The organism is Haloglomus salinum, from assembly GCF_024298825.1.
In the GTDB taxonomy this organism is placed as follows: domain Archaea; phylum Halobacteriota; class Halobacteria; order Halobacteriales; family Haloarculaceae; genus Haloglomus; species Haloglomus salinum.
In genome coordinates this window covers 3,627,951-3,654,233 of the sequence record NZ_CP101153.1, presented here as the reverse complement: position 1 = coordinate 3,654,233, position 26,283 = coordinate 3,627,951, and the positions used below count along the sequence as shown (strand labels likewise).

Below are 26,283 nucleotides of genomic sequence, written 5' to 3'. Positions count from 1 at the left end.
CGCACCGTCGCAATGCTCGCGCTTTAACCTTTTCCCGGTGGACTGGGACCTGATTCAACCAATCACGCACGGTGAACAAGTTGTCAGGTAGTCCGCTCGCGGCCGCGCCAGTCGCTCCGCCCGATACCCGAATCCGACTCACAGGGGCCCTCAGGCCCGTATTCCGTCGTGTTCGCGACACGGGAATCGGATGCGAGCCACCGGAGATTGTATATAGCGATATGCAGTTTACGGGTCGTGTCGACGACAGTCCACCTGCCGAGAGCTATCGAAGTACCGCACTATTTCGTCCCGAGCGAGTAGATGTTCGCCTCGTAGACCTCCCGGACGCGGTCGCCCCAGTTGTGGGTGTAGGTGTCGATGACGTCCTGGGCCACGTCGCCGCGGAGGTACTTCACGACGCCCCTGTCACCGGTTCGGTCCCGGAGATGCGTGGTGAAGAAGTGCCGGAAGTAGTGGGGCGTGACGTTCTCCTCGGCGCCGCCACCCGAGCGGTACCAGCCCGCCTCGCGGGCGTGGTTGGTGACGAACGACCGGGCCATCTTCGGCGTGAGGCGGGCGCCCCACTCGTCCTTCGTGCTGCAGAACAGGGGTTCCGCGTCCGACCTCGCGTCCGGGCGGACGGCGAGCCAGCGTTTCAGGGCAGCGGCCAGTTCGTCATCGACAGGGACGACGGTGTCGCGTTTGCGCTTGTTCGAGGCGGTCCGCTCCTCGCCGTTGTACGGCTCCCCGCGAGCCGGGTCACTGGCCACGTAGATGGAGTCCGGGCGGCCGTCGAGCCCTCCGCGTGGAGCGATATCGTACGCCTCCCGGACCTCCTCGTCGGTGAGCGAGCAGTCCCGGATGTCGAGGTTGCAGAGCTCACCGACGCGCATCCCGGTCTTCAGGAGCGTGACGACGACGGCCTGTTCGAGTGGGTGGTCGAGGTCCGCGACGAACGCGCGCATCCGGGGCAGGTCGATCTCCCGGCGTGCAGGGTCCGTATCGATGGTCTCGTCCATCTCGTCGGTGACCAGCGCCATCGGGTTCCGGTCGAACGTGCCGACCTCGACCATGTACCCGTAGAACCGGTGGAGGTAGGAGGCGTAGGAGGCGACCGTGCTGTCGGCGTACTCCCCGCGGAGCCGGTGGACCCAGGCCATGCAGTCCCGGCGCGTGGCGTCGGCGAGGGTGGTCCGGCGGCCCTCCATGAACGTCTCGGCCGAGCGCAGCACGCGCTCGTAGGCGTCCCGGGTCCGTTCGGTCTTGCCGTGGTAGGTGAGGTCCTCCAGGAAGTACGCGACCGGGTCCTCGACCGCACCGGTCTCCCCGGCGCGGGCCTCACTCATCGGCGACCACCGTGTACCCACCGTGCCGGCCACTGTGTCGGACCCGGCCCGCGGACTGGAGCGAGTCGAGGGACTCCTCGAGTCGGTCCTCCAGGTCGTCGGTCAACCCGGCGACCAGTTCGTCCCAGCCGAGATACGAGTCCGAATCGAGGAGGTCGAGGACACGGTCTTCGAGGCCGTCATCCCCGGGGTCGGAGGGGGAGGAACGGGTCTTCTCGGAGTTGTGTCTGGTAACCGCATCGGAGCCGCCGGCGGTGTGTTCGCTCGAACGGTCGTCAGTGTCAGGGGGAGGACTGCTATCGTCGGTATCTCCCAGTTCGAAGCTCCGACGGCCCGCCTGCACCATCAGTCGAACGTACTCGCTCCGGCTCACGCCCATCGACTCGGCCTCGGCCTCCCAGGTGGCGCGCTGGTAGGCCGGGATGTAGGTGCTGACCGAGACGCGTTCGGTCTCCGACCCGTCCGTACTCATGGTCTCCCCCTCGAACGGGCGCTACTTCAATCTGCGTCAGACACGACGATAAGGGCAGTTATCACCGAACATGATGGTGTGAATCGGGGTGGTCTGCCCACTTATTCGACGATAACTGACTGCCCAGCCCACAGGTGCGCCTTTCCACATATCACATTAGACGATAACAAATCGGTCCCGATGAGACTCCGCGAGAGGTGGGTGCCTCATCTAGCTCCGATATCGGTGGGCGAACTCAGGATTGTTCGGGGCGACGGGCGGCCCCTGGTCGTGGTGGTGTAATGGGGCGGCCTGTGGAGCCGAATTGCTCGAAGTCCACCAGCGGAAAGAGACACTCCGGACCGCCAGTCCCACACCCGGGCCGTCAGGGCCAGTCCGAGTCCTCGTCCTCGATGGCTGGTTCCGCCACATCCACCGAGTCGTCGGGTGCCAGTTCCCAGTCGGCTCGCTCCGCGGCCTCGGAGACCGGGAGGCGTTCCCATCCGTCCGGCGTCGTTGTCACGTCGTCGGGCACGACGTACACGTACCGGTCGGTGTCGTGGTGCGTGCGCATGTGGTCGAGCGTCTCCACGGCGGGGGCAGGCTCGGGTGGGAAATCGTTCCGGAGGGCGTGTTCGCGGGTGAACTTGGTCAGAACGTACGGCGGCTGGTCCGAGACGATACCGAGGTTCTCACTCCAGCGCCGCGCGTCCTCGAACGCCACAGCGGGCTCAGAGAACGCTCTGAGCGCCTCCAGGTCGAACGCGAGCGTCAGTCCGGTCGCCACGGGCGAACGAGGGGAGCGGACGCTCGTAAGCGTAGCGACCGACATCGATGGCAACCGTTGTTACGACATGAACGTTTATGATGGATGCCCCCGATGGGAGAGTGAAGACCGATGCTCGCTGTACACGTACGCAACTGATTCTCCCCCGGCCTCCTCGCGCTCCGCGCGAGGCCACGACAGCGGCATCGACGCGCGAACGCACTCACGAACTCACCAGATACCGATGGACGACTCCAACGACACGGCTCCGATGGTCCCGTACATGAACAACCCGACGACCCACACGACCCGAACGGACGGGGGAGAGCGACAGCGACAGCGATTCGAGCGCCCACCCGAGACAGCCTGCAGTGAGGCCGACCGACACCGCGAGGAGATCGAACCCGGCGCGGCCGACCTGCGGTAAGCTACGAAATCTCCTGATTTCTGGTTCTTCAGCTCCGTTCGTATGGTAGCGGCTGCTACACTCGGAAACGGCCGAGTTCTGGAGCGAATCTCGACCGGCCGTCGTTTTTGGCAAACCTAAACTCTCAAGTGGGCGCTCACGAAGGCGGACGTATGAGCCAGCAGCAGGCCGACAGGTCGGCAGACGAGTCCGTGGCCGCGGCGGACGAGACGGAGCAATTCACCTTCGACGACCTCAGCGTCGTGATGGGGACGTACAACGAGGAGGCAGCCATCGGCACGGTGCTGGACGATATCGGCCGTGTGACTGATGGGCGCGCCGAGGTCGTCTGCGTGGACGGCTCCAGCGACAGGACGCCCGAGATCGCCCGTGAGCACGGCGCGACGGTCGTCGAGCAGGAGCCACAGGGGTACGGCGTAGCCGTCCGTGAGGCACTGCTGACAGCCTCGAGACCGGTCGTGGTGACGACGGACTGCGACGACACCTATCCGATGGACGCGCTTCCGGAGTTCCTCGACTTCGTCAACGAGGGCTACGACGTCGTCTCCGGCGACCGCCTCTACTACGGGGCCGACGCCATGCCGGCGTTCAACCGCTTCGGGAACGCCTCGTTCGCCGCGCTCGCATCCATCCTGATGGGTGAGCGGGTCCACGATACGACCACGGGGATGCGTGCGTACCGCCGGGAGGTCATCGAGAAGATCGAGTGGACGGAGAACACCGGACTGTCTGCGGAACTCCTCATCCGACCGCTGATGCGCGGGTACGAGGTCCGCGAGGAGCCCATCACGTACGCCGAGCGGGCGGGGGAGACGAAGCTCGACCCGATCCAGGGCGGCGCCGAGATACTCAAGTCCATCCTGAAGGTCTCGCTCGAGGAGCGCTTCCGGTAGCCTCTCTCGGATCGCCAGCACCAGAAGTGTCATATTCTTACCCAGACCGTGGCTATCGTGGCGTCCCGTTTCCAACTCGTAAACTCTATGTCGCTATACAGAAACGGCTCCGGAGCCGCCCGCTCTCTCCTGGCGCCTCACACGCTACTCGCGCCGTTTCGTGGGAGCCCCGGCTGACCGGCCGCAGTCGATGGCGATTACGAGACCATCATCAGCTATATGTGGGATGCCCTCGCACGCCGAGTAACAACTGGACTTTTACTAATACAATGAAGATTGTAAACGAGACACGGGCTACCGACGCCCTCGTTCTGGTCGCCCGAGCGTCACCCGCCACGACGGACGTTCTCGAGACGCACGCTGGTCGACTTCGCGACCGAGGTGCAACCGATGCCGTCCACGTCGCGACCTGGCGCGAGGAACCCGGCCGCGAACTCCGGGCATCGTTCGCCGACATCGCTGCCGACCGGGTCTTCGTCGTCCCGGTCCGGGCTGCACACGCCCGCGCCACGACCGACGGCGTTCCGGCCGCCTTCGACGCCGTCGATGGCGCGGTAGTGTACTGCGAGCCCGTCGGCCCCTCGCCGGCCGTGACCAACGCGCTCGCCACACGCGCGGCCGAGCACGTCACGCCGACACCGGATGCATCGCTCCTGCTGGTCGGGCTGGGAAGTGGTGACCAGCCCTTCGAACGACAGGCTGCTGACTACCACGCCTCGCGACTCCGCGAGACGAGCACCTACGGTGAGGTGACGAGCGCGTTCCTGCTCCAGAACCCGGCGGTCGAATGTGCCCGCTACACCGTCTCCAACGACCGCGTGGTTGCGGTGCCGCTACCGCTGGTCCCGTCGACGGCCACGACCGAGGAGATACCGCGCAAGCTGGAGGTCGACCGGGGTGGGCTCTCCTACGCCGACCCGCTCGGCGAGCATCACGCTGTCACCGACGCCATCGCCGCCCGCGTGGCCGAGCGACGGACGGGCACCGATACGCCGGGGACCTCGTTCGAGGACCAGCTCGCCCGCGACGCCCAGCGACTCGCGGCGGACGGTGACGGCCGGCCGCTGTAGCGTGACGGACGGCGGCACCGACGCCGCCACGACGGCAACGCAGTTCCGATTACGTTCGTCGGACGACCAGCACCGACAGGTCCGAGAACGGCGTGTCCTCGACCCCATCACCGCCCGCGTACTCGGCCAGCTCGCCGAGCGTCGACCGCGTCGCCGCCTCGTCGTCGTGGGTCAGCCGCTCCAGAACCAGTGCCGGCAGGGACGGGCCAGCCCCTGCGTCGAGCAGGTCCGCGGCGATGTCGCCGGGCATCAGGTCGAACGGCCGGGGCAGCACGAGCAGGTGTCGGTCACCCACGTCCCGGCGGAGCCGCTCGCGCGCCTCGGTCAGGTCGCCGCGGCGGTGGAGTGTGACGAACGTGCTCTCCTCCATCGGGGTGCGGGCCCGCGAGGCTGCGAGCTGGAGCGACGAGATGCCCGGAATCACGCGCACCGGTCGGTCGACGTGGCGCTCGACGCGCCCGACCAGCTGGTAGCCCGAGTGGTTCGGGTCGCCCATCAGGACGGCCGTCCCGCGCGCGCCCTCGTGGACGCGGTCGGCGAACGTTTCGAGGGTGGCGGCCTGGTCGCGGTAGCCGCATTCGAGCACCTCGCCGGTGGCGTGTTCGCGGACCACGTCGACGACGGTCTCGAAGCCCACCAGCACGTCGGCCTCGCGGACGGCACGCTCGGCACGCGGGACCAGGTACTCCGAGTTGCCGGGGCCGACGCCGACCGCGAACACGGGTGGGTCGTCGCCGTCCTCGACGATACTCGCCGGCTCGGGCGCCCGCGCCGCGTACGCGGTCGGGTCGTCGAACGAGTCGCCGAGGTCCTCGTCGCTCCCCCACTCGGCGTCGCTCACGGCGACCCCTCCAGTTCCACGTCTCCCTCGTGGGCATCGCTCGCGACGTGCACCAGTTCGTTCGTCAGGCCGGCGGCGAGGCCGCTCCCGCCGCGCCGCCCGACGTTGGTGATAGCGGGCACGCCGTGCTCGCCTGCGACCTCGCGGAGCCGCTTCCGGGATTCGGCGGCCTTCACGAAGCCGACGGGCGTGGCGACCACGACGGCGGGCCGGGTGCCGTCCTCGATGCAGTCCGCGAGCGCCAGCGCAGCCGTCGGCGCGTTGCCGACGACCGCGACCGCGCCGTCGTAGACGCCCTCACGGTCCAGCTCCAGCACGGAGGCGGCGGTCCGGGTCATCCCCGTCTCGGCCGCCAGCTCGGCGCCGTTGCCGATGGCCTTCCGCACCTCGCAGGCGTGACCGCGTCCCGTGATTCCGGATTTCACCATCGTGATGTCGGTCACGATGGGTGCCTCGTCGAGCACGGCACGGGCGCCGGCACGGGCGGGTTCGGACTCGTCGGCGCCCGTGAACCGGACGAGGTACTGGAACTCGGGGTCGCCGGTCGCGTGGACCGCCTTCGCGCGGAACCGGTCGGCCAGAGTCTCCTGCGGGACGAGTTCGTGGACTCGGTCCATGCTCGTCTCGGCGATCTCCATCGCGTTCTCCGTCGTCGCGCCGAGGTCGGCGTAGTCGTCGAACTCGTCCGCCTCGGCATCGCTCTGCTGGCCCTCAGTCGTCATCGCTGGTCACCCCCTGCGTCGCACCGCCAGCATCACGCGCCTCGATATCGCCGTCGGCCCGCAGGTTGGCGTCGCGCAGGTCGTCCAGCATCTCCTCGTCGGCATCCCAGAGGCCGCGTTCGCTCGCTTCGAGGAGGGTGTCCGTGATGGATTCCAGTGCCCACGGGTTCACCTCCCGGAGCCACTCCTGGCGGTCCTCGTCGAGCGCGAACCTCTCGGCCACGTCGTTCCACAACCCGTCACTGATGACGCCAGTCGTGGCGTCCCACCCGAGAACGACATCGACCGTCGTCGAGAGGTCGCCGGCGCCCTTGTAGCCGTGCTCCTCCATCGACTCCAGCCACGAGGGATTGAGGACGCGGGCCCGCATCGCCTTGCGGACCTTCTCCTCGTTGGTGTAGACGTCGACCCGCGAGGGGTCGGAGGTGTCGCCGACGTAGGAGGCCGGCTCCTCGCCCGCGGTCTCCGCGACGGCGGTGATGAAGCCGCCGTGGAAGGCGTACCAGTCCGAAGAGTCGAACTCGTCCTGTTCGGCGGTGTCCTCGATCTTCACGGTCGCCTCGACGCTCCCGAGGCGGCGCTCGAAGGCGTCGTGGGCCTCGCTGACCGTCCCGCGCGACCCCATCGCGTAGCCGCCCCACTGGACGTACACCTCGGCGAGGTCCGCACGGGACTCCCAGTTCCCCTCGTCGACGGCCTTGTTCGTCCCCGCGCCGTAGCCGCCCGGGCGCGTGGTGAACACGCGCTGTTTGGCGGCGTCGCGGGCACACCCATCGGCTTCGAGTGTGTCGGCCTCCTCGTCGACGTGCTTCTTCACGAAGTTCTCCTCGTGGGACTCGTCCAGCCCCGCCACGAGGTCGACCGCGTCGTGGACGACGCCCGCCGCCGCGGGGAAGGCGTCCCGGAACAGCCCGGAGACGCGCGTGGTCACGTCGATACGGGGCCGACCCAGTTCGTCGAGCGGGATGGCCTCCACGTCGTCGACGCGGCCGGCGTCGGTCCAGACCGGACGGACGCCCATCAGCGCGAGCACCTGGCCGATGGTCTCGCCGCGCGTGCGGACGGTCGGGGTCCCCCAGGCGACGACGCCGATCTCCTCGGGATACTCACCTTCCTCGTCGTGGTGCCGAGCAGCCACGCCCTCGGCGACCTCCCTGCCCGCGTCGTACGCGTGTTTCGCCGGCACCTTGCGCGGGTCGAGCGTGTAGAAGTTCCGCCCCGTCGGGAGCAGGTCCACGCCGCCGCGCGTGGGCGCACCGCTCCCGCCCGGCGGGACGTACTCGCCCGCGAGCGCGTCGGCCGTCCGGGGGACCTCCTGACGCGCGCCACCGACCCGCGGTGCGGCCTCCTCGCAGATGAACTGCAGCGCCTCCCGCAGGTCGTCGTGGGCGCCCGGTTGGGCACGGGCATCTCCGAGCGGGTCGATGTCGACGACCAGCAGGTTCAGGTTGAGTTCGTCCCCGGCCCCGGCCTCGCGTTCGGAGGCCGGCAGGTCGAACTCGTGCGCTGCGAGCGTCCGCACCAGCTCACAGCACGTCTCGTACACCTCGTCGGCGGCCTCGGCGTAGGTCATCCCGAGGGCGTCGTCGTACGCGCCCGGCGATTCGAGCATCCGGTCGGGGTCGACGCCCAGCACGCCGGCGACGCTGTCCCGGAGGCTCGGGGCACCCGGGTTCTCCAGGCGCGTCAGCGCGACGAGGTACTCGACCAGGCGGTCACCGGCGGGCGGCTCGCTCATCGTGTGGAGCCCCATCCGAATCTGGGTCGTCTTCACGTCGGTCAGGTAGTCGTGGACCCGCTCGACGAGTTCGTCGACGGAGACGTCGTCGCCGTCGACTGTGCCCTCGGCGAGCGTGGTGCCGGCCTCCTCCGGTCCGCGCACGTCCGCCCGCTCCTCGATGTCGCCTTCGATGCCGAGTTCGACGGCGAGGTCGGCCTCGTCGACAGCTGCGCGAATCCGCTCCTCGAGTGCCTGCCCCTCGTCCGGGCGGGCGCCGGTCGTCCCGGCCTCGCGGTACTCGCTCGCGAGTTCCTCCAGTTCGGCGAGTTCGTCGTACGTCCCCGCGTTCGCCATCGGCGGCGTGAGGTAGTCGACGACGGCGGCGTAGGAGCGCCGTTTCGCCTGCGTCCCCTCGCCGGGGTTGTTGACGATGTACGGGTAGACGTTCGGGAGGTCGCCGACCAGCGCGTCGGGGGCGCTCTCGCCGTCGAGGCCGACGGTCTTCCCGGGGAGCCACTCCAGCGAGCCGTGGGTGCCGAGGTGGACGACGGCGTCGGCGTCGAAGTCGTGGCGGAGCCAGCCGTAGAACGCCGCGTAGTCGTGGGGGGGCTGGAGGTCCGAGTCGTGGTACACCTTCGAGGGGTCCATCCCGAAGCCACGCGGGGGCTGGACCGTGACGAGCACGTTGCCGAACTCGACGCCGGGGATGGCGAACGGGCGCTCGGGCGGGTCGCCCCACTCCTCGACGACGTTCTGGCAGAATCCGTCGTCCATCTTCGCGAACCACTCGGCGTACATGTCCGGCGCGACCGTGTCGACCGACAGGTCCCGCACGTCCTCGGGCGCGACCCAGCGGTCGTCGAGCGTGAGCTGGGCGGTGAGCTGGTCGACGAGCGCCTGGCCGCTCTCGGGCAGCGGGTCGGCCCCGGCACCTCCCGCCCCCGCGCCGAGGTCGTACCCTCGCCCGTCCAGTTCCTCGAGCAGATTGACCGTGCTAGCCGGCGAGTCCAGGCCGAACGCGGTGCCGATGCCGTCGTCGCTGGGCGGGTAGTTGTGGAGGACGACGGCGACATTCTTCTCGGCGTTCGGTGTGTGCCGGAGTTGGGCCCAGTTGACTGCGAGACTCGCGGCGTGGCTCACCCGGTCCTCGATGGGGAAGTGCTGCTTCGGCGCGGTACCGATGCCGGCCTCGTCGCCCGTGCGTTCCTTCCCGCTGATGGGGTGGGTGATGACGTTGCCGTCGAACTCCGGGAGCGCCACGGAGAGCGCAAGTTCGAAGCCCATCACGCCCGTGTCGCTGGACTCGTAGCGCGACCGCGAGCGCATCGTCGTCACGGTCTGGACGACCGGCACGCCCAGTCGGTCCAGGAACACGTCGCCACTGCCCTCGTCGTCGGCGCTCCGACCGCGCTCGTCCATCGAGAGCGAGAACATGAACGAGGAGAGCATCGCGTCCACGATGGGGTCGCCCGCGTCGTCCGTGAGCCAGTTGTCGACGACCCACTCCGCGTCTCGTTGGTCGGGGGCATCCTCCGCAGGGTTACAGAAGACCGGGAACGCGTCGGCGCCCTCGGCCTCGATGGCACGGACCTGTGCGTCGACGTAGCGCAGGTTCTCGTGGGTCCAGTGGGACTCGTAGAACCAGACGCCGACGGTGGGCGTGTCGGGGTCGAGGGTCGCGGCGAGGTCCTCGTAGTTCGCGCCCGGATGGTCCGGGTGGTAGACGCCCTCCGTCGGGAGCGCCACGGGGTCATCGAACTCGCGTGACGCGTCGCTGAACTGGTCCATCAGGTAGCGGACGCAGCTGGCGACGTTCGCGGTGCCGCCGCGGTCGAGGTAGTCGCAGACCTGGTCGCGGGTCGCCGTGTCGACGGTCGTGTCCTCGATAGCGAAGGCGTCACCGGTCGCCTTCACCACGAGCGGGACGCCCGCCTCGCGTAGCCGCTCGACGACGTGCCCGTAGCCGGGCATCGAGTCCTCGGCGCCGTGGAGCCACAGCACCACCGCGGTCGCGTCGGTCAGTTCGTCGACGAACGCGTCGGCGTCCTCCGGACCGTCGAGGTCGCTCTCCGAGCGCACCACGAGGTCCGCGTCCACCTCGCCGGCGGCCCGGCCGACCGCCCCCAGTTCGTTCTCCGTCGCCGTGTACAGGCCGATGGTAGGCATAATCTTGTTAAACCTCCGTTGCAATCGGACAAGTATGGTTGAATTCGCACGGGGCAAAAGCCTATCGGGGCCCGGACCGCCCCAGGAGCGCGATGGACCGAGGTTCGACGAGGTGGTCGGCCAGTCGGAGCTCAAGCGAGCTTTACTCGCAGTCGGCGCCAGTGACGCGCTCTCGGGCCTGCTCGTCCGGGGGGAGAAGGGGACCGCGAAATCGACCGCCGTGCGGGCACTGGCCGACCTGCTGCCCGACCAGCGGATCGTCGCAGACTGCCCGTTCGGCTGCCACCCAGACCCGGACGGCGAGGGGCCCGGCGCGGTGGCCGCACCGCCACAGTGCCCGGACTGCCGAGAGCGGGCGGACCCGCCCGTCGAGACGCGGCCGACACCACTTGTGACGCTCCCGCTCGGCGCGACTCGTGACCGACTCGTCGGGACGCTGTCGGTCGCGGACGCGCTGGACGGCGAGGCGACGTTCGATCCGGGGCTACTGGCCCGGGCGAACCGCGGGGTGCTGTACGTGGACGAGGTGAACCTGCTGGACGACCACCTCGTGGACGCGCTGCTGGACGCGGCGGCGAGCGGCGTCAACCGCGTCGAGCGCGACGGCGTCTCGGTTCGGCACCCGGCCTCGTTCACGCTGGTCGGGACGATGAACCCGGAGGAGGGGGACCTGCGCCCGCAGTTCCGCGACCGGTTCGACCTCCAGGCGACCGTCGCCGGGCTCCAGGATACCGAGGACCGTGTCCGGGTGCTCCGCGGCGCGCTGGCCCGGGACCGGGGCGAGGACCCGCTGGAGGACGAGACGGCAGCCGACGAGACCGACCACGCCGCCCAGCTCCGGCGCGCCCGCGAGCGGCTGGCGGCGGGCGACACCCATCTCCCCGACGAGTTCGCCGCCGAGGTGGCCGAACTCTGTCGTGATGCGGGCGTCGACGGGCACCGCGCCGATATCGCCACGGCACGTGCGGCGCTCGCCTTCGCCGCCCTGGACGACCGGCCGCGCGTCCTCGAACCGGACGTACGGCGGGCCGCCGAACTGGCGCTGCCCCACCGGTTGCGGTCCCGGCCGTTCGAGGACGCCCCCGCCCCGGACGACCTCCTGGACGAGCGGTTCGACGATGGCGCGAACGGTGAGGGGCAGAGCGAGGGCGAGGGTGAGTCGAGAGAAGCCGACGATGACGCCGGTGATGGCGATGCTGGCGAGGCTGATGACGACACCGCCAGCACCGCCGACCCGGGGGACCACGAGCCGGAGTCGGAGCCAGGAGACGGGTCCGCGGGCGGCGGCACGCACGACCCCGGCACGACCCCAGAGGAGTCCGGTACGGATGCGGACGACAGCGAGACACCCATGGAGAGTCCGAACCCGATGCCCGCCGACGGGGAACAGACGGCGGATGGAGGGGAGCCCGAGGAACCGGTCGACGGCGAACCAGGCGAGGACGCCGACGAGGCCGCGCCACCGACGCCGCTCCTTCCGGGACAGACACGTGCCGAGGCAGGCGAGGCGCGAGCCCCCGACCTGCCGACGCCGGATGGACCCGAGGCGACCGACGGGTCGAGCGGCGGGTCGGCGACGGTCCGCGGGAGCGAGTCGGGCCCGCGGATTCGGACGCGGCGAGCGGACACGGACGACCAGGTCGACGCGGCGGCGTCGGTCCGGGCGGCGGCCGCCCGCGGCGGGGACGGTGTGGCTGCGCGCGACCTCCGCGCCTCCGTCCGGGCCGGCGACGCGACGACGCTCGTCCTGTTCGTCGTGGACGCGAGCGCATCGATGCGGCCGGCGATGCGCGCCGCGAAGGGGACGCTGCTGGAGTTGCTCCGGGACTCCTACCAGGCCCGCGACGAGGTCGGGCTGGTGGCGTTCGCCGGCGACGGGGCGGACGTGGTGTTGCCGCCGACGGACAGCACGAGTCGGGCGGCGCGCCACCTGAAGGAACTGCCGACGGCGGACCGAACGCCGCTGCCGGCCGGGCTCCGGACCGCGAGCGAGGTGCTGGCGCGGGCCGGTCCGGACGCGAGCGTGGCCGTACTCGTGACGGACGGCCGCGCGAACGTCGCCGACGGTGAGAGCCCGACGGCGGCGACCCGCGACGCGGCGCGGGGACTCGCCGAGGTGGCCGACGACGTGCTGGTGGTGGACGCCGGTGAGGAGCGTGGCCTGGTCGGGACGGTCGCAGGGGCGACGGATGCGACCGTCGTCGGGCTCGACGCGCTCTCGGCCGAGCGCGTTGACGCGGCCGCCCGGGACGCGGGCGACACCGACACCTGAGCTGTGCAATCGAGCTGTGGCTCGCTCGAAAGTTTTACAATCTAGCTTTACTTTTGACAAGTCGAGTTTCCGATGTCGCAGTCATCACAGCCCGTCTCGCGGGCCTCGACCGTCCAGGACCGTTTCACTGCCGCACGCACGTCGCTGACCGCCACGCAGGTCGCGGTCGGCACCGCGCTGGTCGCCGGCCTCCTGTTCCTGCTCGTGTTCGCGGGCGAGCCCGCGGTCCACGAGTCACTCCACGACGCGCGCCACGCCGCCGGCATCGTCTGTCACTGATGTTCGCGGCCTACGTGCTCCGTGGCCTGAAGGCCGGCGCAGTCGCGGGCCTCGCGTTCGGGCTGTTCGTCGTGCTGGTGGCCTCGCCGCTGGTGGCCGTGGCCGAGGAGCGCGCGGGGCACCACGGCGGACACGCAGCCGACGGCGGACACGCGGACGAGACAGCGCACGCAGCCATCGACGTGGGGCCGCTCTCCGTGTCGACGGGAGCGCTATCGACGCTGACGAACCTGCTGGGCGGTCTCGGCTGGGGCGTCCTGCTGGGCGTCGGCTTCGCCGTCGCGTTCTACCTGCTGGAACCGGCCGTTCCCGGCACGAGCGACACCCAGGTCTACCTGCTCGGTGCGGCCGGGCTGCTCACCGTCTCGGGGGCGCCCTGGCTCGCGGTGCCGCCCCAGCCCCCGGGCGTCGAGGGCGCGGCGCTCGACGTGCGCGGCCTCTGGTACGGCGGCGCGCTCGTCGCCGGGGCCGTAGCCTGCCTCGCGAGCGGGGCGCTGTACGACCGGCTGGCCGACATCGGTCACGGCCGCCGGGTCGCCGCACTCGTCGCGACGGTCCCACTCGCCGCGCTGCTCGCGCTCCCGGTCGTCGGCCCCACCGCGGCCGCGGGGGAACCGCTGGTCGCGGCCTACCGCGGTGTCGTGCTCGCGGGCCAGGTCGGCCTGTGGCTCGTCCTGACGGCGGCGTTCGCACGGTTCCACCGGCGCGGACTCGACCGTGACGCGATGGTCACGGCCGATAGCCCCGCAGTCGCCCCCGGCGACTAACTGTTAAATCCGACTAACAATAGACAGACAGCAGATATTCTCCGAATACCTCTCGGATAAGGCGGTAATCAGACAGGTTCTCGATTACCGCTCGAACAGCCGTAGCCGGTACGAACCGTGCTCGACGCCCTCGTCGTGGTAGATCACGGGCTCCTCCACCGCCGCAACACGGCCGTCGCGGACGGCCGCACAGGTGACGATACCGTCGGTCTCGACCGTGGCGGACGACCCGTCGGCGAGGTCGAACACCCGGAGCGCGTGGGTCGCGGCGTCCCGGTCCCGGAAGTGCTGGCCCGATGGGACCGCCACACCCGCTTCGGCGGCGCCGAGGTCGGTGGCGAAGCCGCCGACCGGGGCCGACCACTGCTCCACGCCAGTCTGGACACCGACAGCCGTGTGCTCGCGCGGATGCCGGGCCTCGGTCTCGCGGCCCGCCTCGGGATAGGTGTTGCCCGTGACGAACAGCGCCCTGGATTCGGTCGCGTGGACGTGGTTGGGATAGGCGTAGACGGTGTCGGCGCCCTCCTCGCGGGTGTCGTCCGCTGCGGAACTGTCCGAGACGGCCCGCTCGACCGGCCGCGCGAGGTCGAGCTGCCAGCGCACCGTGCCGTGCCAGTTCAGCCCGTAGCCGCGGTAGTCGGCGTGGCTCGCGACAACCGGGCCGCCAGGTGTCAGCGATACGTCGCCGACCCGGCGCTGCCCGGGTGGCCCGGGCATCGCCACGCCGGGGTCCCAGCACCAGCGTTCGGCGCCGTTGGCGGCGTCGAGCACGACCAGGCCATCATCGTGGTCGTCGGGCTCGGGACAGCGGTTGTAGGCGACCGCGACCCGGCCGTTCCGGACATCGACGGCGATGGGCGAGGCGGCCGCCTCGTACTGCCACGCGATGGTCCCGTCCGGGTCGAACGCGTAGACGGCGCTCTCGAAGTGACGCGGCTGGTCGTCGCCCGAGCGCTCGTACCGTCGCACGGCAACGAACGCCCGAGACTCGCCGTCGACGCTGGCGGTGGCCGCGCTCGCGACGAACGGGAGGTAGAACCGCGAGTGGCGCTGGGGGTCGCCCACGTCGGTCGCGCTCTCGTGATGCCATCGACAGTCGCCGGTTGCGCTGTCGTGATAGCGGACGGCCCCGTCGGCACCGCGTTCGCCGACGAGGACGCCGCCGGCGAACGTGACGAGGGTGACGACGCTGCCCGCAGTATCTGGGGTATCTCGCCAGCGTTCGGTCCCGTCGGGCGCGACGGCGACGAGCGAGCCGTCGGCGAGGCCAGCCACCGCGAGCGGCGCGTCCGCGTCGGCGTCCGCCCCCGGTACGAGTGCAATCGCTGACCGCCGGCCGGCGTGACGCGAGCGGGCCGGGTCGACATCACCAAGGGAGACGGCGGCGGTCTCGATGAGCGGCTCGGCTACCCCACTCCGTGGCTCAGTCGTCGTCATCGACGGGGAACGCCTCGTGGAGCAGGTGGTGGGCGTCGTCCAGGCCGTCGAGGACGGACTCGCCCTGATTCGTGAGCCGGCGGACGGCGCGCTCGGCGTCGCGCACTGCCACGAGTCGCCCGCGGAGGTAGTCGTACCGGTCGGTGCTCTCACCGTCGGACTCGTCCGACGAGGCTCGCCTCGCGTCGCTCGGCTCACCGCCGGCCGCGGCCACCTCCTCCTCCAGCTCGACGAGCGCGGCGTCGAGGTGGCGCTGGACACCGTCCAGCGTATCGGCCTCCGCGAGTGCCCCAATGGGACCCTCCAGGTGGCCGTCGAGTTCCTTCTCGGCGTGCTCGCGGGCGCTCCGGTCGGTCGTGCCGAGGACGTTCATCAGGCCGAGTCGCAGGGCTTCGAGTTCGTGACAGGTCATGGGTGGTGTGTGGTGTGAATCTGACAGCTGGGTCGGTGCGCGGGCGATGCTACAGGGTGCCGTCGACGAGGTCGCTCACGATGCGGTCGCGGTCGAGGTGGTCGCCGACGACGCGCTCGGCGTCGTCGGGCGCCACGTCGCCGTACCAGACCCCGTCCGGATAGACGGCGACGATGGGGCCGTCGCCACAGCGCCCGAGACAGGACGTGCGGGTCACGCGCGCGTCGCAGGCCTCCGAGTCGCGGACGCCCTGCCGGAGCCGTTCGAGGACGGCGGGCGCGCCGTCGTTCGCGCAGGTGGTGTTCGTGCAGACGGCGACGTGCTTCTCGGGGTGGTCGTGGACGTGCGGGTCGTCGTCGACGTCGTCGCGGTCGGCGTGGGTCTCGAGGTGCGTGAGCGCGCGCAACTGCGCGCGGGCGCCGCCCACGTCGCGCTCGTAGCCGTCGAGTTCGACCTTGTACTTGCACGTGTCGCAGGACATCTCGACGCTGTCTGTCCGGGCGGCCTGCCAGCGGTCGCCCAGCACGTCCAGCAGTCGGTCGTCGGTCCCGAGCGGGTCGCCAGCAGCAGCAGCGACGTACGGGTAGTCGGCGCCGAACTCGGCGGCGCCGTCGCGGATGCGCCCCGTGAGGACGCCGTCGCCGAGCATGTACGGCAGCACGACGACGGCGTCCGGGCGGGCGCGGGCGACGCGGTGGAGCGTCTCGCCGAGCGTCGGCTCCGTGACGCCGATGAAGGTCGGGTCGACGCGGGCGAAGTCGCGCCCCTCGTGGAGCAGGCGCGCGAGTTTGTGCACGTCGGCGTTCGCGTCGGGGTCCGAGGACCCGCGCGCACAGAGTACGACGGCCACCTCGTCCGTCTCGCGGTCGACGCCGAGTTCGGCCTCGACGGCCGCGGCACGGTCGTCCAGCAGGTCGACGATGGCAGGGTGGACCCCGAGGTGGCCACCGACGTGGAACGTCGCCGCCGGATGGTCGGCTCGTGCCTGGTCGACGGCGAGCGGGACGTCGTTCTTGACGTGGCTCGCGGCGAACAGCGACAGTTGCACGACGGTCACCCGCGAGACGCTCGGCATCAGGCCGGCGAGCGCGTCCGGGATGGACGGCTCGGCGAGTTCGAGAAAGCCCGCATCGACGGGAAGGCCAAGCCGGTCCTCCAGCATGACCGCGAGGGCGCGCACCTGCTCGTTGGACTTCTCGCGCCGGGAACCGTGCCCCACGAGGAGGACCGCCTCGTCGTCGAACTCGTCGGGGAGTTCGGGGCCGTCGGTCGGCGCCGCCGTGGGTGGTGCGTCGCTCATCGGTCAGTCGGCCCCCGCCGAGACCTGAGCCGCACGCTCGATGCTCCGGAGGAGCTTCGTCCGGCGGTCGTCGGCGAACAGGCCGGTCGCGTCGCTCCCCTCGTACACCCACTCGCCGAACGCGGCGGTGTCGGCGTCCGCGACGCCGAACCAGTACCCGCCCGAGGAGGTCTCCGCGAGGTCGTCGCTCCCGAAGCCGTGGTCGGCGAGCGCGCTGCGGACCCACTCCAGCAGCGCCCGGTCGTCGTGAACGAAGGAGACGCCCACCTTGCCCTCGGACTCCCGGAAGCAGACGGTACCTGTGGCTTCGAGAAGGCCGCGCAGGAGCTGACGGTCGTGGTCGGCCAGCGCGTCCAGCCGGTAGCCGCCGTCGGTGCCGTCGATGGGGAGGCCGAAGGCCGCGGCCGCGCGGTCGGCGGCGCCGCCGAACACCTTGACGGTGTACTCGTCCTCGACGCGCGCGAGCGAGGCGTCGTGGGCGTACGGTCGCTCGACCGTGCGCTCGCCCGCGATGCGGCCGTCGTCGCCGGCGATGGCAGCGAGCCGCCGGGCGACCGACTCCTCGGCGGCCCGGACGAGAACGCGCTCGCTCGTCAGGTCGCCGTCGCCGCCGACCCGGCCCCAGAAGTACGCCGTCTCCGGGTGGGCCGAGAGCAGGTCCCGCGGCGGGTCGCGGTCGGCAGTGCCGGTCGGGGCGTCGCTCATCGCGAGACCTCCTCGGAGATGACAATATTCGAGTTATTATCCACGTCTATCGAAAAATCAGCATTTTCGACAGTCATTCCAGCACCTCTACGGAAATCGCGTTCGGCGGACAGGCCCGGGCTGCACTCTCGGCCTCGTCGCGCCGGTCGTCCTCGAACGTCGCGGTCACGCTGTCGGCGGTCTGCTCGACGGCGACCGCCTCGTCCGGGTCGAACCCGGCGAGGCCGTCGTCGGCCTCGACGAGCCGGTCGTCGCGGACGAGGCAGGCGAAGATGCCATCGCACGCCTCCTTGTCGACGGTGACGCGGTATCGCTCGGACATCTCAGTAGTCGTACTTGCTCTCGTACCCACGGGGGGTGACCATCCGGCCGTCCTCGACGTACGTCTCCTCGTTGCCGACGAGGACGGTGGTCGTCATGTCGACGAGGTCCGTCTCACCCAGTTCCTTCAGCTCGCCCAGGTCGACGATTTCGACCTGTTCGTCCTCGCGGCCGGCACCGTGGACGACACCGACGGCGGTGTCGGGGTCGCGGTGCTCCAGCAGGATGTCACAGCACGTCTCCCAGTTCTCGCGACGCTTCCGGCTCCAGGGGTTGTAGATGGCGATGGTGAACCCCTTGGGTGCGACGGCGTGGAGCCGCGACTCGATGTCCTCCATCGGCGTCAGATGGTCCGACAGCGAGACGGTGACGGTGTCGTTGACGAGGGGGGCGCCCAGCCGGGCCGCGCAGGACTGTGCGGCCGGGACACCGGGGACGACCTCGAAGTCCACGGCGCTCGGGGTGGTGCCCTTCGACTCGACAATCTCTAGGGCGAGTCCCCCGAGCGCGTAGACGTTCGGGTCGCCGCTGCCGACGATGGCGACGTCGTTGCCCGCCAGCGTCCGGTCGACGGCCTCCTCCGTGCGGGAGACCTCGCCGCACATCGGTGTGTCGTACAGCTCGTCGGCCTGCTCGGTCACCTCGTCGGGCAGCAGGTCGATGTAGGTGGTGTAGCCGACGATGTGTTCGGCCTCGAGGAGCGCGGCCCTCGCGCGCTGGGTCATCCCCTCGGCGTGGCCGGGGCCGAGGCCGACGGCGACCAGGCGGCCGGGGTCGCCCTCGAAGTCGGCGGCGGTCGCGCTCACGTTCTCGTCGGTCGTCTCGGACTTCGAGCCGCCACAGCCCGACGACGATGAGGAACTGGACGAGGAGGTGGATGTACCACACTTGCTCTCGGTTTCCTCGGTCGCGTCAGTGGATGCGCCGCACGTGCTCTCGGTGTCTGTCGAAGTCGATGCCTCGGTCGTGGTGTCGGTGTTCTCGGTGCTCATGGTGAATCAGAAGTCCTCCACGTCGCGCCCGCCGCGGGGCGTGACGAGGTACTCGCGGTGGTCGTTGCTCCAGACCTCGGTCTCGTGGGTGCCGACGAGGATGGAGGTCCCCATCCCGCCGACCTCCTCGTCGTGCTGGTCGGCCTCGCCCAGCGTCGTGATGGTGAACGTCTCGCCCTCCAGGTTGCGCCCGGCCTCGCCGCGGCCGGCGTCGTTGACGATGGCGACGGGGACGTCGGCGGCGCGCTCCTCCCGGAGGGTGTCGATGGCGCGCTCGTAGTCGCGCCAGCAGTTGTAGAGGACGACGACGAACCCGGAGATGGCGGCGGCCCGGAGCTTCTCCTCTATCTCCGCCCAGCCGCGCCACTTGTCCGAGAGCGAGACGGTGCAGAAGTCGTTCGAGAGCGGGGCGCCGAGGTTGCCCGCCAGTCCCAGGGCGGCCGTGACGCCCGGGACGATCTCGATGGGCACGTCCGTCGCGCCCTCCGCCTCGGCCATCGTGAACACGAGGTCGCTCTTGCCGTACACGTTCGGGTCGCCGCCGGAGACGTGCGCCACGTCCTCGCCGCGGCGGACACGAGCGAACGCCTCCTTCGCCAGCTCCACCTGCCGGCCCATCGAGGACCGGACGAGTTCGCCCGTCGAGCCGTCGGGTCGCTCGAAGGCGCCGTCCTCGTCGACTCGGTCCGCCGGGGGCAGGGTTCCGTCCTTCCGGAGGAACTCCTGGTAGAGGTTCGAGGCGACCACGCAGTCCGCCGTGCGAATCACGTCGCGGGCGCGCTGGGTCATCTCGTCGGGCAGGCCGGGGCCGATACCGACGACGTACAGCGTGCCGTACTCGGACTCGGGGACGACCTCGCCATCGAGGTCGAACTCCACGCCATCGCTGTCCGGACTATCGGTGCTCATCGGCCGACCGCCACCGTGACGGCGTCCTCGTGGCTCACCTTCTCGACGAGCAGGTCGTGGTCGCGGCCGCCCGCGATGGCCGAGGCCTCGGCGATGCCCGGCCAGCCGATGAGTTCGCGCGAGCGCGAGGGTGTGGGGCCCTCGAACTCCTCCAGCGTCTCCTTCTCGAAGGAGACGACCCCGAGGCCGAGTGCTTCGGCGGCCGCGAGCAGGCCGTCCTCCTCGGCTTTCCGGGTGCCAGTCGCGACGAACTCCACGTCCGAGAGGTCGTAGTCGGTGTCGGCGAGGGCCGCCTCCCACGCCGCCTCGAACTGCTCGGCCTCGGCGCCCGCGACGCTCCCGGTGCCGAGGACGACGCTGTCGTTCGAGTTCCGTTTCAGGACCGTCACGTCCTCTCCAGCCAGTACCGCGGTTGGGCCGTCGAGTCGGGCGACGGGGCCGAGTTCCTCGTCCAGCACGGCGAGGTTCGTCGCGACCGTCGAGTCGCCGTTGACGACGTGGGCGTCCAGCGCCTTCGCGCGCTCCTCGACGCCCTGCTTGCCGGCCGCCTCGCTGGCCGTGGTCATCGCGGGCACCGCGCCCATCGACGCGAGGTCGTCGGCCACCTGGTTGGCCCCGTGGTGTCCGCCGGTGAGCGGGATGGCCCACGTGAGTTCCTCGTCGACCACGACGACGGCGGGGTCCGCCCACTTGTCGTCGAGCAGGCCGGCAGTCTTGCGCATCGCGATGCCGCTGGCCATCAGCCCGACGAAGCAGTCGTACTCGCCCCAGTGCTCGGCGAACACGTCGCCGTGGTACTCCAGCAGGTCGATACTGTTGTAGCGGTCGCCGATGCCCTCGCGGATGTCCTCGGCAGTCTCCCACTTGCGCTCGAAGGCGACGACGGCGATGTCCTCGGCCACCTCGCCGTCGCTGTCGGGAGTCGAGCAGTGCCCGCCCGAGCTGTCGTCGTCCGATGCCTCGTCCGTCGTACCGCTGTTGCTGTCAGTACTCATGTCAGTCAGCCCCCGCCTCCTCGTCCGCCGAGGTGTCCGAGTCGTCCTCGCCACGGTTCGCCCAGCCGCCGTACAGGTAGGACCGCTCGTAGTCGCCCGCGCCGACGGCGTCGCCGATGACGACCATCGCGGAGGCGCGATAGCCCGCGTCCTCGATGGCGGCGCCGATGTCGGCGACCGTGCCCGTCAGCACGTCCTCGTCGGGCCAGGAGGCGTGGTAGACGACCGCGACGGGCGTCTCGGGGTCGATACCCTCGTCGACCAGCCGGTCCATCGTCTCCGCGACGGCGTGGGTCCCGAGGTAGATGCAGGTCGTCACGTCGCCCATCTCGACGAACTCGGCGATGTGGTCGTCCTCCGGGTCGAGGGTCTTCCCCTGCGGCCGGGTGAAGGCGACGTGGTCGGCGGCACCGTTGAGGGTGAGCTGGGTACGCAGCGTCGCGGCGGCGGCGAACGCCGAGGTGACGCCGGGGACGATGTAGGTCGGGACGCCCTCGTGTTCCAGCGCGTCCATCTGCTCGAGGGCGGCACCGTACACCGCGGGGTCGCCGCTGTGGAGCCGGACCACGTTCTGGCCCGCCTCGTACGCGTCCCGCATCAGGGGAATCAGCTCCTCCAGGTCCTTCCCGATGGAGGAGACGGTCTCGGCGTCGGCGCAGTATTCGTCGAGCAGTTCGCTGTTGACCAGCGAGCCGGCGTGGACCACGAGGTCCGCCTCGGCCAGGAGGTCCCGACCGGCGACGGTGAGCAGGCGGGGGTCGCCCGGCCCGGCGCCGACGAAGGGGATTCCCTCCTGGTCGTCGCCGGCGGTGTGCTCTTGGACCCGGGGGTCGCGCCCGGTCGCGCGGGCCGCCGAGGCCGCATCGATGGCATCCTGCGGGTCGGTCGGCTCGTCGGGTGCGTCGCTCATCGACTCACCTCGTCGCCGGACAGGGCGGCTTCGGAGCGTTCGAGCCGCTCCGTGTCGCCACCGTCCGTGACCGCGCGGCCGCCGTCGGCACCCGCCTCCACGAACGCGTCGGTGGCCTGCTCGACGCGGGCCTCCGGTCGCTCGGCATAGGCCAGCGTGTAATAATCACGCTCGGCGAGGTCCGCCGGGTCGTCCGTGACGAGCGTCTCGCCCTGCTCCATGAACAGCCGCCGGCCGTAGGTCACCTCGTAACCCGCCTCGACGAGTCCCTCGTGGGTGGCGGGCGCGTCGGTCACCTTGAACAGGACCATCCGGTCCGGTCCGGTCGGGGCCGCGCCGCGGGCGGCCTCCCGGAGCGCGATGCTGGACCCGGCCGCGACCTCGACGCCGAGCGCGGTGGCGAAGGCGGTGAGCGCGCTCACGCCCGGCACGACCTCGAGGTCGACATCCGGGTGGAACGCCGCCAGCGTGCGCCGGAGGTGGCCGAAGGTGGAGTAGACGTTCGGGTCGCCCAGCGTGACGAACGCGACGGTCCCGTCGCGAGCCGACGGCGCGATTTCGGCGGCCGCTTCGCGCCAGGCCTCGCGCAGTTCGTCCTCGTCCCGGGTCATCGGGAAGTCCAGCTCTCCGATACGCTCCTCCGGAACGTGCTCGGTCGCGACCGAGCGCGACAGGCGCCCGGGCGAGTAGACCACCTCGGCCGCCTGTAGGACCTCGCGGCCCCGCACCGTGACCAGGCCCGCGTCACCGGGGCCCAGGCCGACGCCGTAGAGGGTCACGCGCCCCCCACGATGCAGTAGACGGGGTTGTCCGAGTCGAACGAGGTGGCGCCGGCCAGCTCGTAGCCGTGGCTCACCTGGAACTGGCAGACCCCGTCCAGCAGGTCGCGCTCGCGGAACGCCCGGACGGCATCGCCCGCGACCTCCAGCCGCGAGACGTTCATGACCACTCTGGCGACGCCCGTCTCGGCGGCGTGGTCGAGAACAGCCTCGTAGTTCCGGCTCCCGCCCAGGAACAGCGTGTCGGCGTCGTCGGGCAGTCCGCCGGGTGCCTCGGCCTCGCGGAGCGTGACGGGCGCGGCGCTCCGGGGGGAACGGTCTGCCGCAGCGGCGACGGCCCCACCGTCGGCTGCCGCGTCGGGGGCGTCTGCGAGCGGAACACCGTTGGCGGCGAGGTTCTTCCGTGCCGTGTCGAGGCGCTCGGACTTCCGTTCGAGCGCGGTCACGCGGCCGGCCCGGCGCGCGAGGCCGACGGTGACGGCCCCGGTGCAGGCACCGACCTCGACGGCGTGGGCGTCCGGACCTGGGTCGAGTTTCGCGAGCGTCACCGCCCGGACCTCCGGTTTCGTCGGCCCGGCTTTCGCGTCGTGGGGGAGTCGTACCCGTGACATGCTGAGCACAAACGCACCCGGGAGTAAAACAATTGTGCTTGTTTTAGAACAAGCCAAATCGATATTGTGCGGGTAGAATCGGGTCAGATGCGTGGAATCCGGGAATCGAGTCCAAAATTACTTGCACTCGGCGGGGGGACACGGTGGTATGAGTGGCGACGAGGCGGGCGGCGGGTCGACGGACGCCGGCGACCGCGCCGGCGTCCTGCGGAGCAAGCGCGATGCGACGCGGTACCAGATTCTCGTGGAGATCGCCCAGCGCCAGCCGGCCGTGAGCCAGCAGGAGGTGGCCGACGCCATCGGCGTGACGGCCCAGGCGGTGAGCGACTACCTCCAGGGACTCGTCGCGGAGGGGTACGTCGAGAAACACGGCCGCGGCCGCTACGAGGTGACGAACGAGGGCGTCGACTGGCTGATGTCCCGGACGGAGGCGCTCCGGGACTACGTGGGCCACGTCTCCGAGGACGTCCTCGGGCGGGTCGAGGTCGACACCGCCATCGCGACCGCCACCATCGACGAGGGGCAGCCGGTGTCGCTGTCGATGCGCGACGGTGTGCTGCGGGCGACCCCCGGGAGCGCGGGCAGCGCGACGGGCGTGGCGGTCACGAGCGCCGAGGCCGGGCAGGACGTCGGCGTGACCGAGTTCGAGGGGCTCGTCGATTACGAGTGGGGTGAGGTCCGGGTCGTGAGCGTCCCCCGCGTCCACGAAGGGGGAAGCGCCGCGGTCGACACCGACGCCCTCGTCGAGCGGGCGGCGGACCTGGACCTGCTCGCGGTCGCCGGGGGGGAGGCGCTGGCGGCCGTCGAGCGAGCGCCCCTCGACCCGGACATCCGGTTCGGCGTGCCCGCGGCCGTGACCGAGGCGGCCCATCGTGGGCTGGACGTGCTCGTCGTGGCGAGTGTCACGGAACTGTCGGCCATCACCGACGCGCTCCGGGAGGGTGACCTCGGCTACGACGTCGTCGACGGCGAGCAGCGGTAAGGCGACGGGCAGCGCGGACGGGCGTTCGGCGCTCCCGACGAACGTCCGGCGAACGGCCCGTGGTCACTGCGTGTGTGCCGTATCCACCCGCTCTACGTCCAGGAACTCCCGGTCGGGGAACCAGATGTCCAGTTCCTTCTCGGCGCTCCCCGGTTCGGAGGCGTGGACGAGGTTCTTGACCGGCTTGCCCGCGGTGTCGGCGTGGCCGTAGCTCACGTGGGCGAAGTCGCCGCGAATCGTCCCCGGCGCCGCGTCCTGCGGGGCCGTCTCGCCGACCAGCTTCCGCACCTCTGTGACCGCCTCCACGCCCTCGAAGACGGCGGCGACCACCGGCCCGCCGGTCACGTAGTCGACGAGGTCGTCGTAGAACGGCTCGTCCGCGAGGTCGTCGTAGTGGGCCGCGACCAGGTCCCGGTCCGGCGCGCGGGATTCGACCGCGGCCAGCGTCAGGCCGACCCGCTCGATGCGGTGTAACACCGACCCGACGAGGCCACGCTCGACACCGTCCGGCTTCACGAGCACGAGAGTTCGCTCGATGGTCTCCATACGCCCACCCGTCGGGCCGCCGTCATTACGTTTGCTCCGGCCCGGCGGCGCCACCGGCCTCGTGGACGGCGGGGGAGCGTTGAAGGGCCTGCCCCGGAACGTACCCGCAGAGCGACGGATGGTCGACGTACGCGAGTACCTGCGTGAGTCGAACGCGATAGAGGGCGTCGAGAGCGAGGCCGCCCTCGCGGACAGCCTCGACGCCTGGGCGTATCTCCGTGACCGGGACGAACTCACCCACGAGGTCGTCAGGGAGAGCCACAGACGGATTCTCCGGAACCGCCAGCCCGGAATCGCCGGGGAGTACCGCGACGTCCGGGTGACGGTCGGCGGGCGGCGCCCGCCACCGCCGGGGTTCGTGCGGCCCGCAATGGACGGCCTGCTCGACTGGCAGCCGGCCGACCCCGTCGAGGCACTGGAGTGGCACGTCGCCATCGAGCGAGTCCACCCCTTCGCCGACGGGAACGGCCGCATCGGGCGGCTGGTGTATCTGTGGCACTGCCGGCAGCTCGACGCCGAGCCGATACTGTGGCGAGCGGCCGACCGCGGCGGCTACTACGCCCTGTTCGAGTCCGAGGTCGACGTTCCGGGGGTCGCCGACGACTCGGCGGACCACTGAGGTCGAGCGCGGCCGACCCGACACGCCGGACGGCGCCACGGCTGCCGAAGGGTTACGTGACCTGGGCCGGAATCCCGCTCCGTGACGCTCACCGTCCTGATATCGGCGTCGCCCGAGCGGGCCGCGAGCGTCGCGCACCTCGGGGACGGCCTCGAATGTAAACTCGACTGGCAGCACGCCGAGCGCCTCTCGGCCGACCACACGCTCGCCGACGAGTACACTCAGCGGGGGGTCGACCCGGCGGCCGTCACCAGCGTCCACCTCCCGCCCGGGACGACCCACCCGCAGGGGATGAGCGTCGCGCCGGGGGCAGTGGGCACCATCACCGACTTCACCAACCGGGCGTTCGGGGCCGAGGTCGCGCCCGACTGGCTGACGGTCCACACCACCCGCGAGTTCGACTACCGTGAGCAGGTCGACCGGCTCGAGACCATCACCGAGGTCGGCGGCTACCCGCTCGCCGTCGAGAACCTCCCGGACCCCAGCCACTACCACACCCCCGAGGACGTGGCCGCGGTGGCGCTTCTCGCCGACCGGGTCCCGCGGCTCGGCGCGGTCTCCGTGCTGGTCGACACGGCCCACGTCCCGATGGACCGGCGCGAGCCGACGGTCGACGACGACGCGCTCGAGACGGTACTGGCGCGACTCGACGGGGCGCTCCGCGAGCGCCTGGCGGACGCGCTCGGGTCGTTCCTGCGGACGAACCACGACCGTGTGCAGGACCGCATCGGCCCGGGCGTCGAGCCGCCGGCACCGGACAGCCCGTGGCGCCCGGTCTTCGTCATGCTCGCCCTCGCCGGCGGGACGGTGGGAGCGCTCCACCTGAACGACCCCGCCACCGACGGTCTGCCCGGCGACAGCCACGGCTCGGACGGCCTGCCGGGCGGCGACCACGGCTCCGACGGCCTGGCGTGGGTACTCGCGTTCTGCCGCGAACACGACGTGCCCGTCGTCCTCGAACCGGGCGATGCGCCCCCAGATGCCATCGCATCGACCGTCGAGCGGCTGCGGGCGGACGACTGAATCGGGGCGGCCGGTGTGGGCGCAACGCGCGCCGTGTCAC

General features: G+C 70.7%; 27 protein-coding genes. 9 read left to right on the top strand and 18 right to left on the bottom strand.

Features of this window, described 5'->3' with window-relative positions:
- Positions 1–281: 281 nt before the first annotated feature.
- The 3 genes from NL115_RS17850 to NL115_RS17840 form a co-directional block, all read right to left on the bottom strand.
- A complete protein-coding gene (locus NL115_RS17850; protein ID WP_254830673.1) occupies positions 282–1,328 on the bottom strand; it encodes a tyrosine-type recombinase/integrase in 1,047 nt (348 codons plus the stop codon).
- Positions 1,321–1,800 carry a DUF5805 domain-containing protein gene (locus NL115_RS17845; RefSeq protein WP_254830672.1) on the bottom strand — a complete coding sequence of 160 codons (480 nt, stop codon included), beginning with the start codon at positions 1,798–1,800 and terminating at the stop codon, positions 1,321–1,323. The genes NL115_RS17850 and NL115_RS17845 overlap by 8 nt, the downstream gene beginning before the upstream one ends.
- A 364-nt stretch (positions 1,801–2,164) precedes the next feature.
- On the bottom strand, positions 2,165–2,566 hold the full coding sequence (locus NL115_RS17840) for a DUF7124 domain-containing protein (RefSeq protein ID WP_254830671.1): 402 nt from the start codon (positions 2,564–2,566) through the stop codon (positions 2,165–2,167).
- A 223-nt stretch (positions 2,567–2,789) separates the two neighbouring features.
- On the opposite strand from NL115_RS17840, the gene NL115_RS17835 reads away from it, so the two are divergent.
- The 3 genes from NL115_RS17835 to NL115_RS17825 all read left to right on the top strand — a co-directional run bounded on the left by NL115_RS17835 (position 2,790) and on the right by NL115_RS17825 (position 4,935).
- Positions 2,790–2,972, top strand: coding sequence for a hypothetical protein (locus NL115_RS17835; RefSeq protein WP_254822276.1), 183 nt, complete (start codon positions 2,790–2,792; stop codon positions 2,970–2,972).
- A gap of 152 nt (positions 2,973–3,124) precedes the next feature.
- On the top strand, positions 3,125–3,865 hold the full coding sequence (locus NL115_RS17830) for a dolichyl-phosphate hexose transferase (protein ID WP_286667157.1): 741 nt from the start codon (positions 3,125–3,127) through the stop codon (positions 3,863–3,865).
- A 269-nt stretch (positions 3,866–4,134) separates the two neighbouring features.
- Positions 4,135–4,935, top strand: coding sequence for a CbiX/SirB N-terminal domain-containing protein (locus NL115_RS17825; protein WP_254830670.1), 801 nt, complete (start codon positions 4,135–4,137; stop codon positions 4,933–4,935).
- 49 nt (positions 4,936–4,984) lie between these two features.
- On the opposite strand, the gene NL115_RS17820 is transcribed toward NL115_RS17825, so the two are convergent.
- Genes NL115_RS17820 through cobN form a run of 3 tightly spaced genes read right to left on the bottom strand, consistent with a single transcriptional unit; the run spans position 4,985 to position 10,384 of the window.
- The gene (locus NL115_RS17820) at positions 4,985–5,776 is read right to left on the bottom strand and encodes a cobalt-precorrin-7 (C(5))-methyltransferase (RefSeq protein WP_254830669.1); all 792 of its coding nucleotides are present in this window, start codon (positions 5,774–5,776) and stop codon (positions 4,985–4,987) included.
- Positions 5,773–6,498 carry a precorrin-8X methylmutase gene (locus NL115_RS17815; RefSeq protein WP_254830668.1) on the bottom strand — a complete coding sequence of 242 codons (726 nt, stop codon included), beginning with the start codon at positions 6,496–6,498 and terminating at the stop codon, positions 5,773–5,775. Before NL115_RS17815 ends, NL115_RS17820 begins: the two co-directional genes overlap by 4 nt.
- Complete coding sequence (cobN, locus tag NL115_RS17810; protein ID WP_254830667.1) at positions 6,488–10,384, bottom strand: cobaltochelatase subunit CobN; 3,897 nt, start codon at positions 10,382–10,384, stop codon at positions 6,488–6,490. Before cobN ends, NL115_RS17815 begins: the two co-directional genes overlap by 11 nt.
- Before the next feature lie 34 nt (positions 10,385–10,418).
- Here cobN and NL115_RS17805 point away from each other — a divergent pair, with 34 nt between their 5' ends.
- The 3 genes from NL115_RS17805 (at position 10,419) to NL115_RS17795 (ending at position 13,702) form a co-directional block, all read left to right on the top strand.
- A complete protein-coding gene (locus NL115_RS17805) occupies positions 10,419–12,656 on the top strand; it encodes a VWA domain-containing protein (RefSeq protein WP_254830666.1) in 2,238 nt (745 codons plus the stop codon).
- 72 nt (positions 12,657–12,728) lie between these two features.
- Positions 12,729–12,935, top strand: a complete 207-nt coding sequence (locus NL115_RS17800; RefSeq protein ID WP_254830665.1) for a CbtB domain-containing protein — start codon at positions 12,729–12,731, stop codon at positions 12,933–12,935.
- Complete coding sequence (locus NL115_RS17795; RefSeq protein ID WP_254830664.1) at positions 12,935–13,702, top strand: CbtA family protein; 768 nt, start codon at positions 12,935–12,937, stop codon at positions 13,700–13,702. Before NL115_RS17800 ends, NL115_RS17795 begins: the two co-directional genes overlap by 1 nt.
- Before the next feature lie 84 nt (positions 13,703–13,786).
- On the opposite strand, the gene NL115_RS17790 is transcribed toward NL115_RS17795, so the two are convergent.
- From NL115_RS17790 to NL115_RS17740, 11 genes are all read right to left on the bottom strand, one after another.
- On the bottom strand, positions 13,787–15,139 hold the full coding sequence (locus NL115_RS17790) for a PQQ-binding-like beta-propeller repeat protein (RefSeq protein WP_254830663.1): 1,353 nt from the start codon (positions 15,137–15,139) through the stop codon (positions 13,787–13,789).
- Positions 15,126–15,551 carry a DUF3209 family protein gene (locus NL115_RS17785; RefSeq protein WP_254830662.1) on the bottom strand — a complete coding sequence of 142 codons (426 nt, stop codon included), beginning with the start codon at positions 15,549–15,551 and terminating at the stop codon, positions 15,126–15,128. Before NL115_RS17785 ends, NL115_RS17790 begins: the two co-directional genes overlap by 14 nt.
- 49 nt (positions 15,552–15,600) lie before the next feature.
- Complete coding sequence (locus tag NL115_RS17780) at positions 15,601–16,851, bottom strand: CbiX/SirB N-terminal domain-containing protein (RefSeq protein WP_254830661.1); 1,251 nt, start codon at positions 16,849–16,851, stop codon at positions 15,601–15,603.
- 3 nt (positions 16,852–16,854) lie between these two features.
- Positions 16,855–17,556 carry a cobalamin biosynthesis protein gene (locus NL115_RS17775; protein ID WP_254830660.1) on the bottom strand — a complete coding sequence of 234 codons (702 nt, stop codon included), beginning with the start codon at positions 17,554–17,556 and terminating at the stop codon, positions 16,855–16,857.
- Positions 17,557–17,629: 73 nt separating this feature from the next.
- Positions 17,630–17,878, bottom strand: a complete 249-nt coding sequence (locus NL115_RS17770; RefSeq protein WP_254830659.1) for a ferredoxin — start codon at positions 17,876–17,878, stop codon at positions 17,630–17,632.
- A gap of 1 nt (position 17,879) precedes the next feature.
- Complete coding sequence (cobJ, locus tag NL115_RS17765) at positions 17,880–18,869, bottom strand: precorrin-3B C(17)-methyltransferase (RefSeq protein WP_254830658.1); 990 nt, start codon at positions 18,867–18,869, stop codon at positions 17,880–17,882.
- Between the two features lie 6 nt (positions 18,870–18,875).
- Complete coding sequence (locus NL115_RS17760) at positions 18,876–19,778, bottom strand: precorrin-3B C(17)-methyltransferase (protein ID WP_254830657.1); 903 nt, start codon at positions 19,776–19,778, stop codon at positions 18,876–18,878.
- Positions 19,775–20,773 carry a cobalt-precorrin 5A hydrolase gene (cbiG, locus tag NL115_RS17755; protein WP_254830656.1) on the bottom strand — a complete coding sequence of 333 codons (999 nt, stop codon included), beginning with the start codon at positions 20,771–20,773 and terminating at the stop codon, positions 19,775–19,777. The genes NL115_RS17760 and cbiG overlap by 4 nt, the downstream gene beginning before the upstream one ends.
- Position 20,774: 1 nt before the next feature.
- The gene (locus tag NL115_RS17750) at positions 20,775–21,683 is read right to left on the bottom strand and encodes a cobalt-precorrin-4/precorrin-4 C(11)-methyltransferase (RefSeq protein WP_254830655.1); all 909 of its coding nucleotides are present in this window, start codon (positions 21,681–21,683) and stop codon (positions 20,775–20,777) included.
- Positions 21,680–22,462 (bottom strand): cobalt-factor II C(20)-methyltransferase, encoded by a 783-nt coding sequence (locus NL115_RS17745; RefSeq protein ID WP_254830654.1) that lies wholly within the window; start codon positions 22,460–22,462, stop codon positions 21,680–21,682. Before NL115_RS17745 ends, NL115_RS17750 begins: the two co-directional genes overlap by 4 nt.
- Positions 22,459–23,073 carry an ATP-binding protein gene (locus tag NL115_RS17740; RefSeq protein WP_254830653.1) on the bottom strand — a complete coding sequence of 205 codons (615 nt, stop codon included), beginning with the start codon at positions 23,071–23,073 and terminating at the stop codon, positions 22,459–22,461. The genes NL115_RS17745 and NL115_RS17740 overlap by 4 nt, the downstream gene beginning before the upstream one ends.
- A gap of 148 nt (positions 23,074–23,221) precedes the next feature.
- Here NL115_RS17740 and NL115_RS17735 point away from each other — a divergent pair, with 148 nt between their 5' ends.
- Positions 23,222–24,055, top strand: a complete 834-nt coding sequence (locus NL115_RS17735; protein ID WP_254830652.1) for a DUF7839 domain-containing protein — start codon at positions 23,222–23,224, stop codon at positions 24,053–24,055.
- Between the two features lie 63 nt (positions 24,056–24,118).
- On the opposite strand, the gene NL115_RS17730 is transcribed toward NL115_RS17735, so the two are convergent.
- On the bottom strand, positions 24,119–24,601 hold the full coding sequence (locus NL115_RS17730) for a nucleoside-diphosphate kinase (protein WP_254830651.1): 483 nt from the start codon (positions 24,599–24,601) through the stop codon (positions 24,119–24,121).
- A 118-nt stretch (positions 24,602–24,719) separates the two neighbouring features.
- On the opposite strand from NL115_RS17730, the gene NL115_RS17725 reads away from it, so the two are divergent.
- Positions 24,720–25,220: a Fic family protein gene (locus NL115_RS17725; protein ID WP_254830650.1), complete on the top strand. Its 501-nt coding sequence runs from the start codon at positions 24,720–24,722 to the stop codon at positions 25,218–25,220.
- Positions 25,221–25,301: 81 nt separating this feature from the next.
- Positions 25,302–26,243 carry a hypothetical protein gene (locus tag NL115_RS17720; protein ID WP_254830649.1) on the top strand — a complete coding sequence of 314 codons (942 nt, stop codon included), beginning with the start codon at positions 25,302–25,304 and terminating at the stop codon, positions 26,241–26,243.
- The last annotated feature ends 40 nt before the right edge of the window (positions 26,244–26,283 follow it).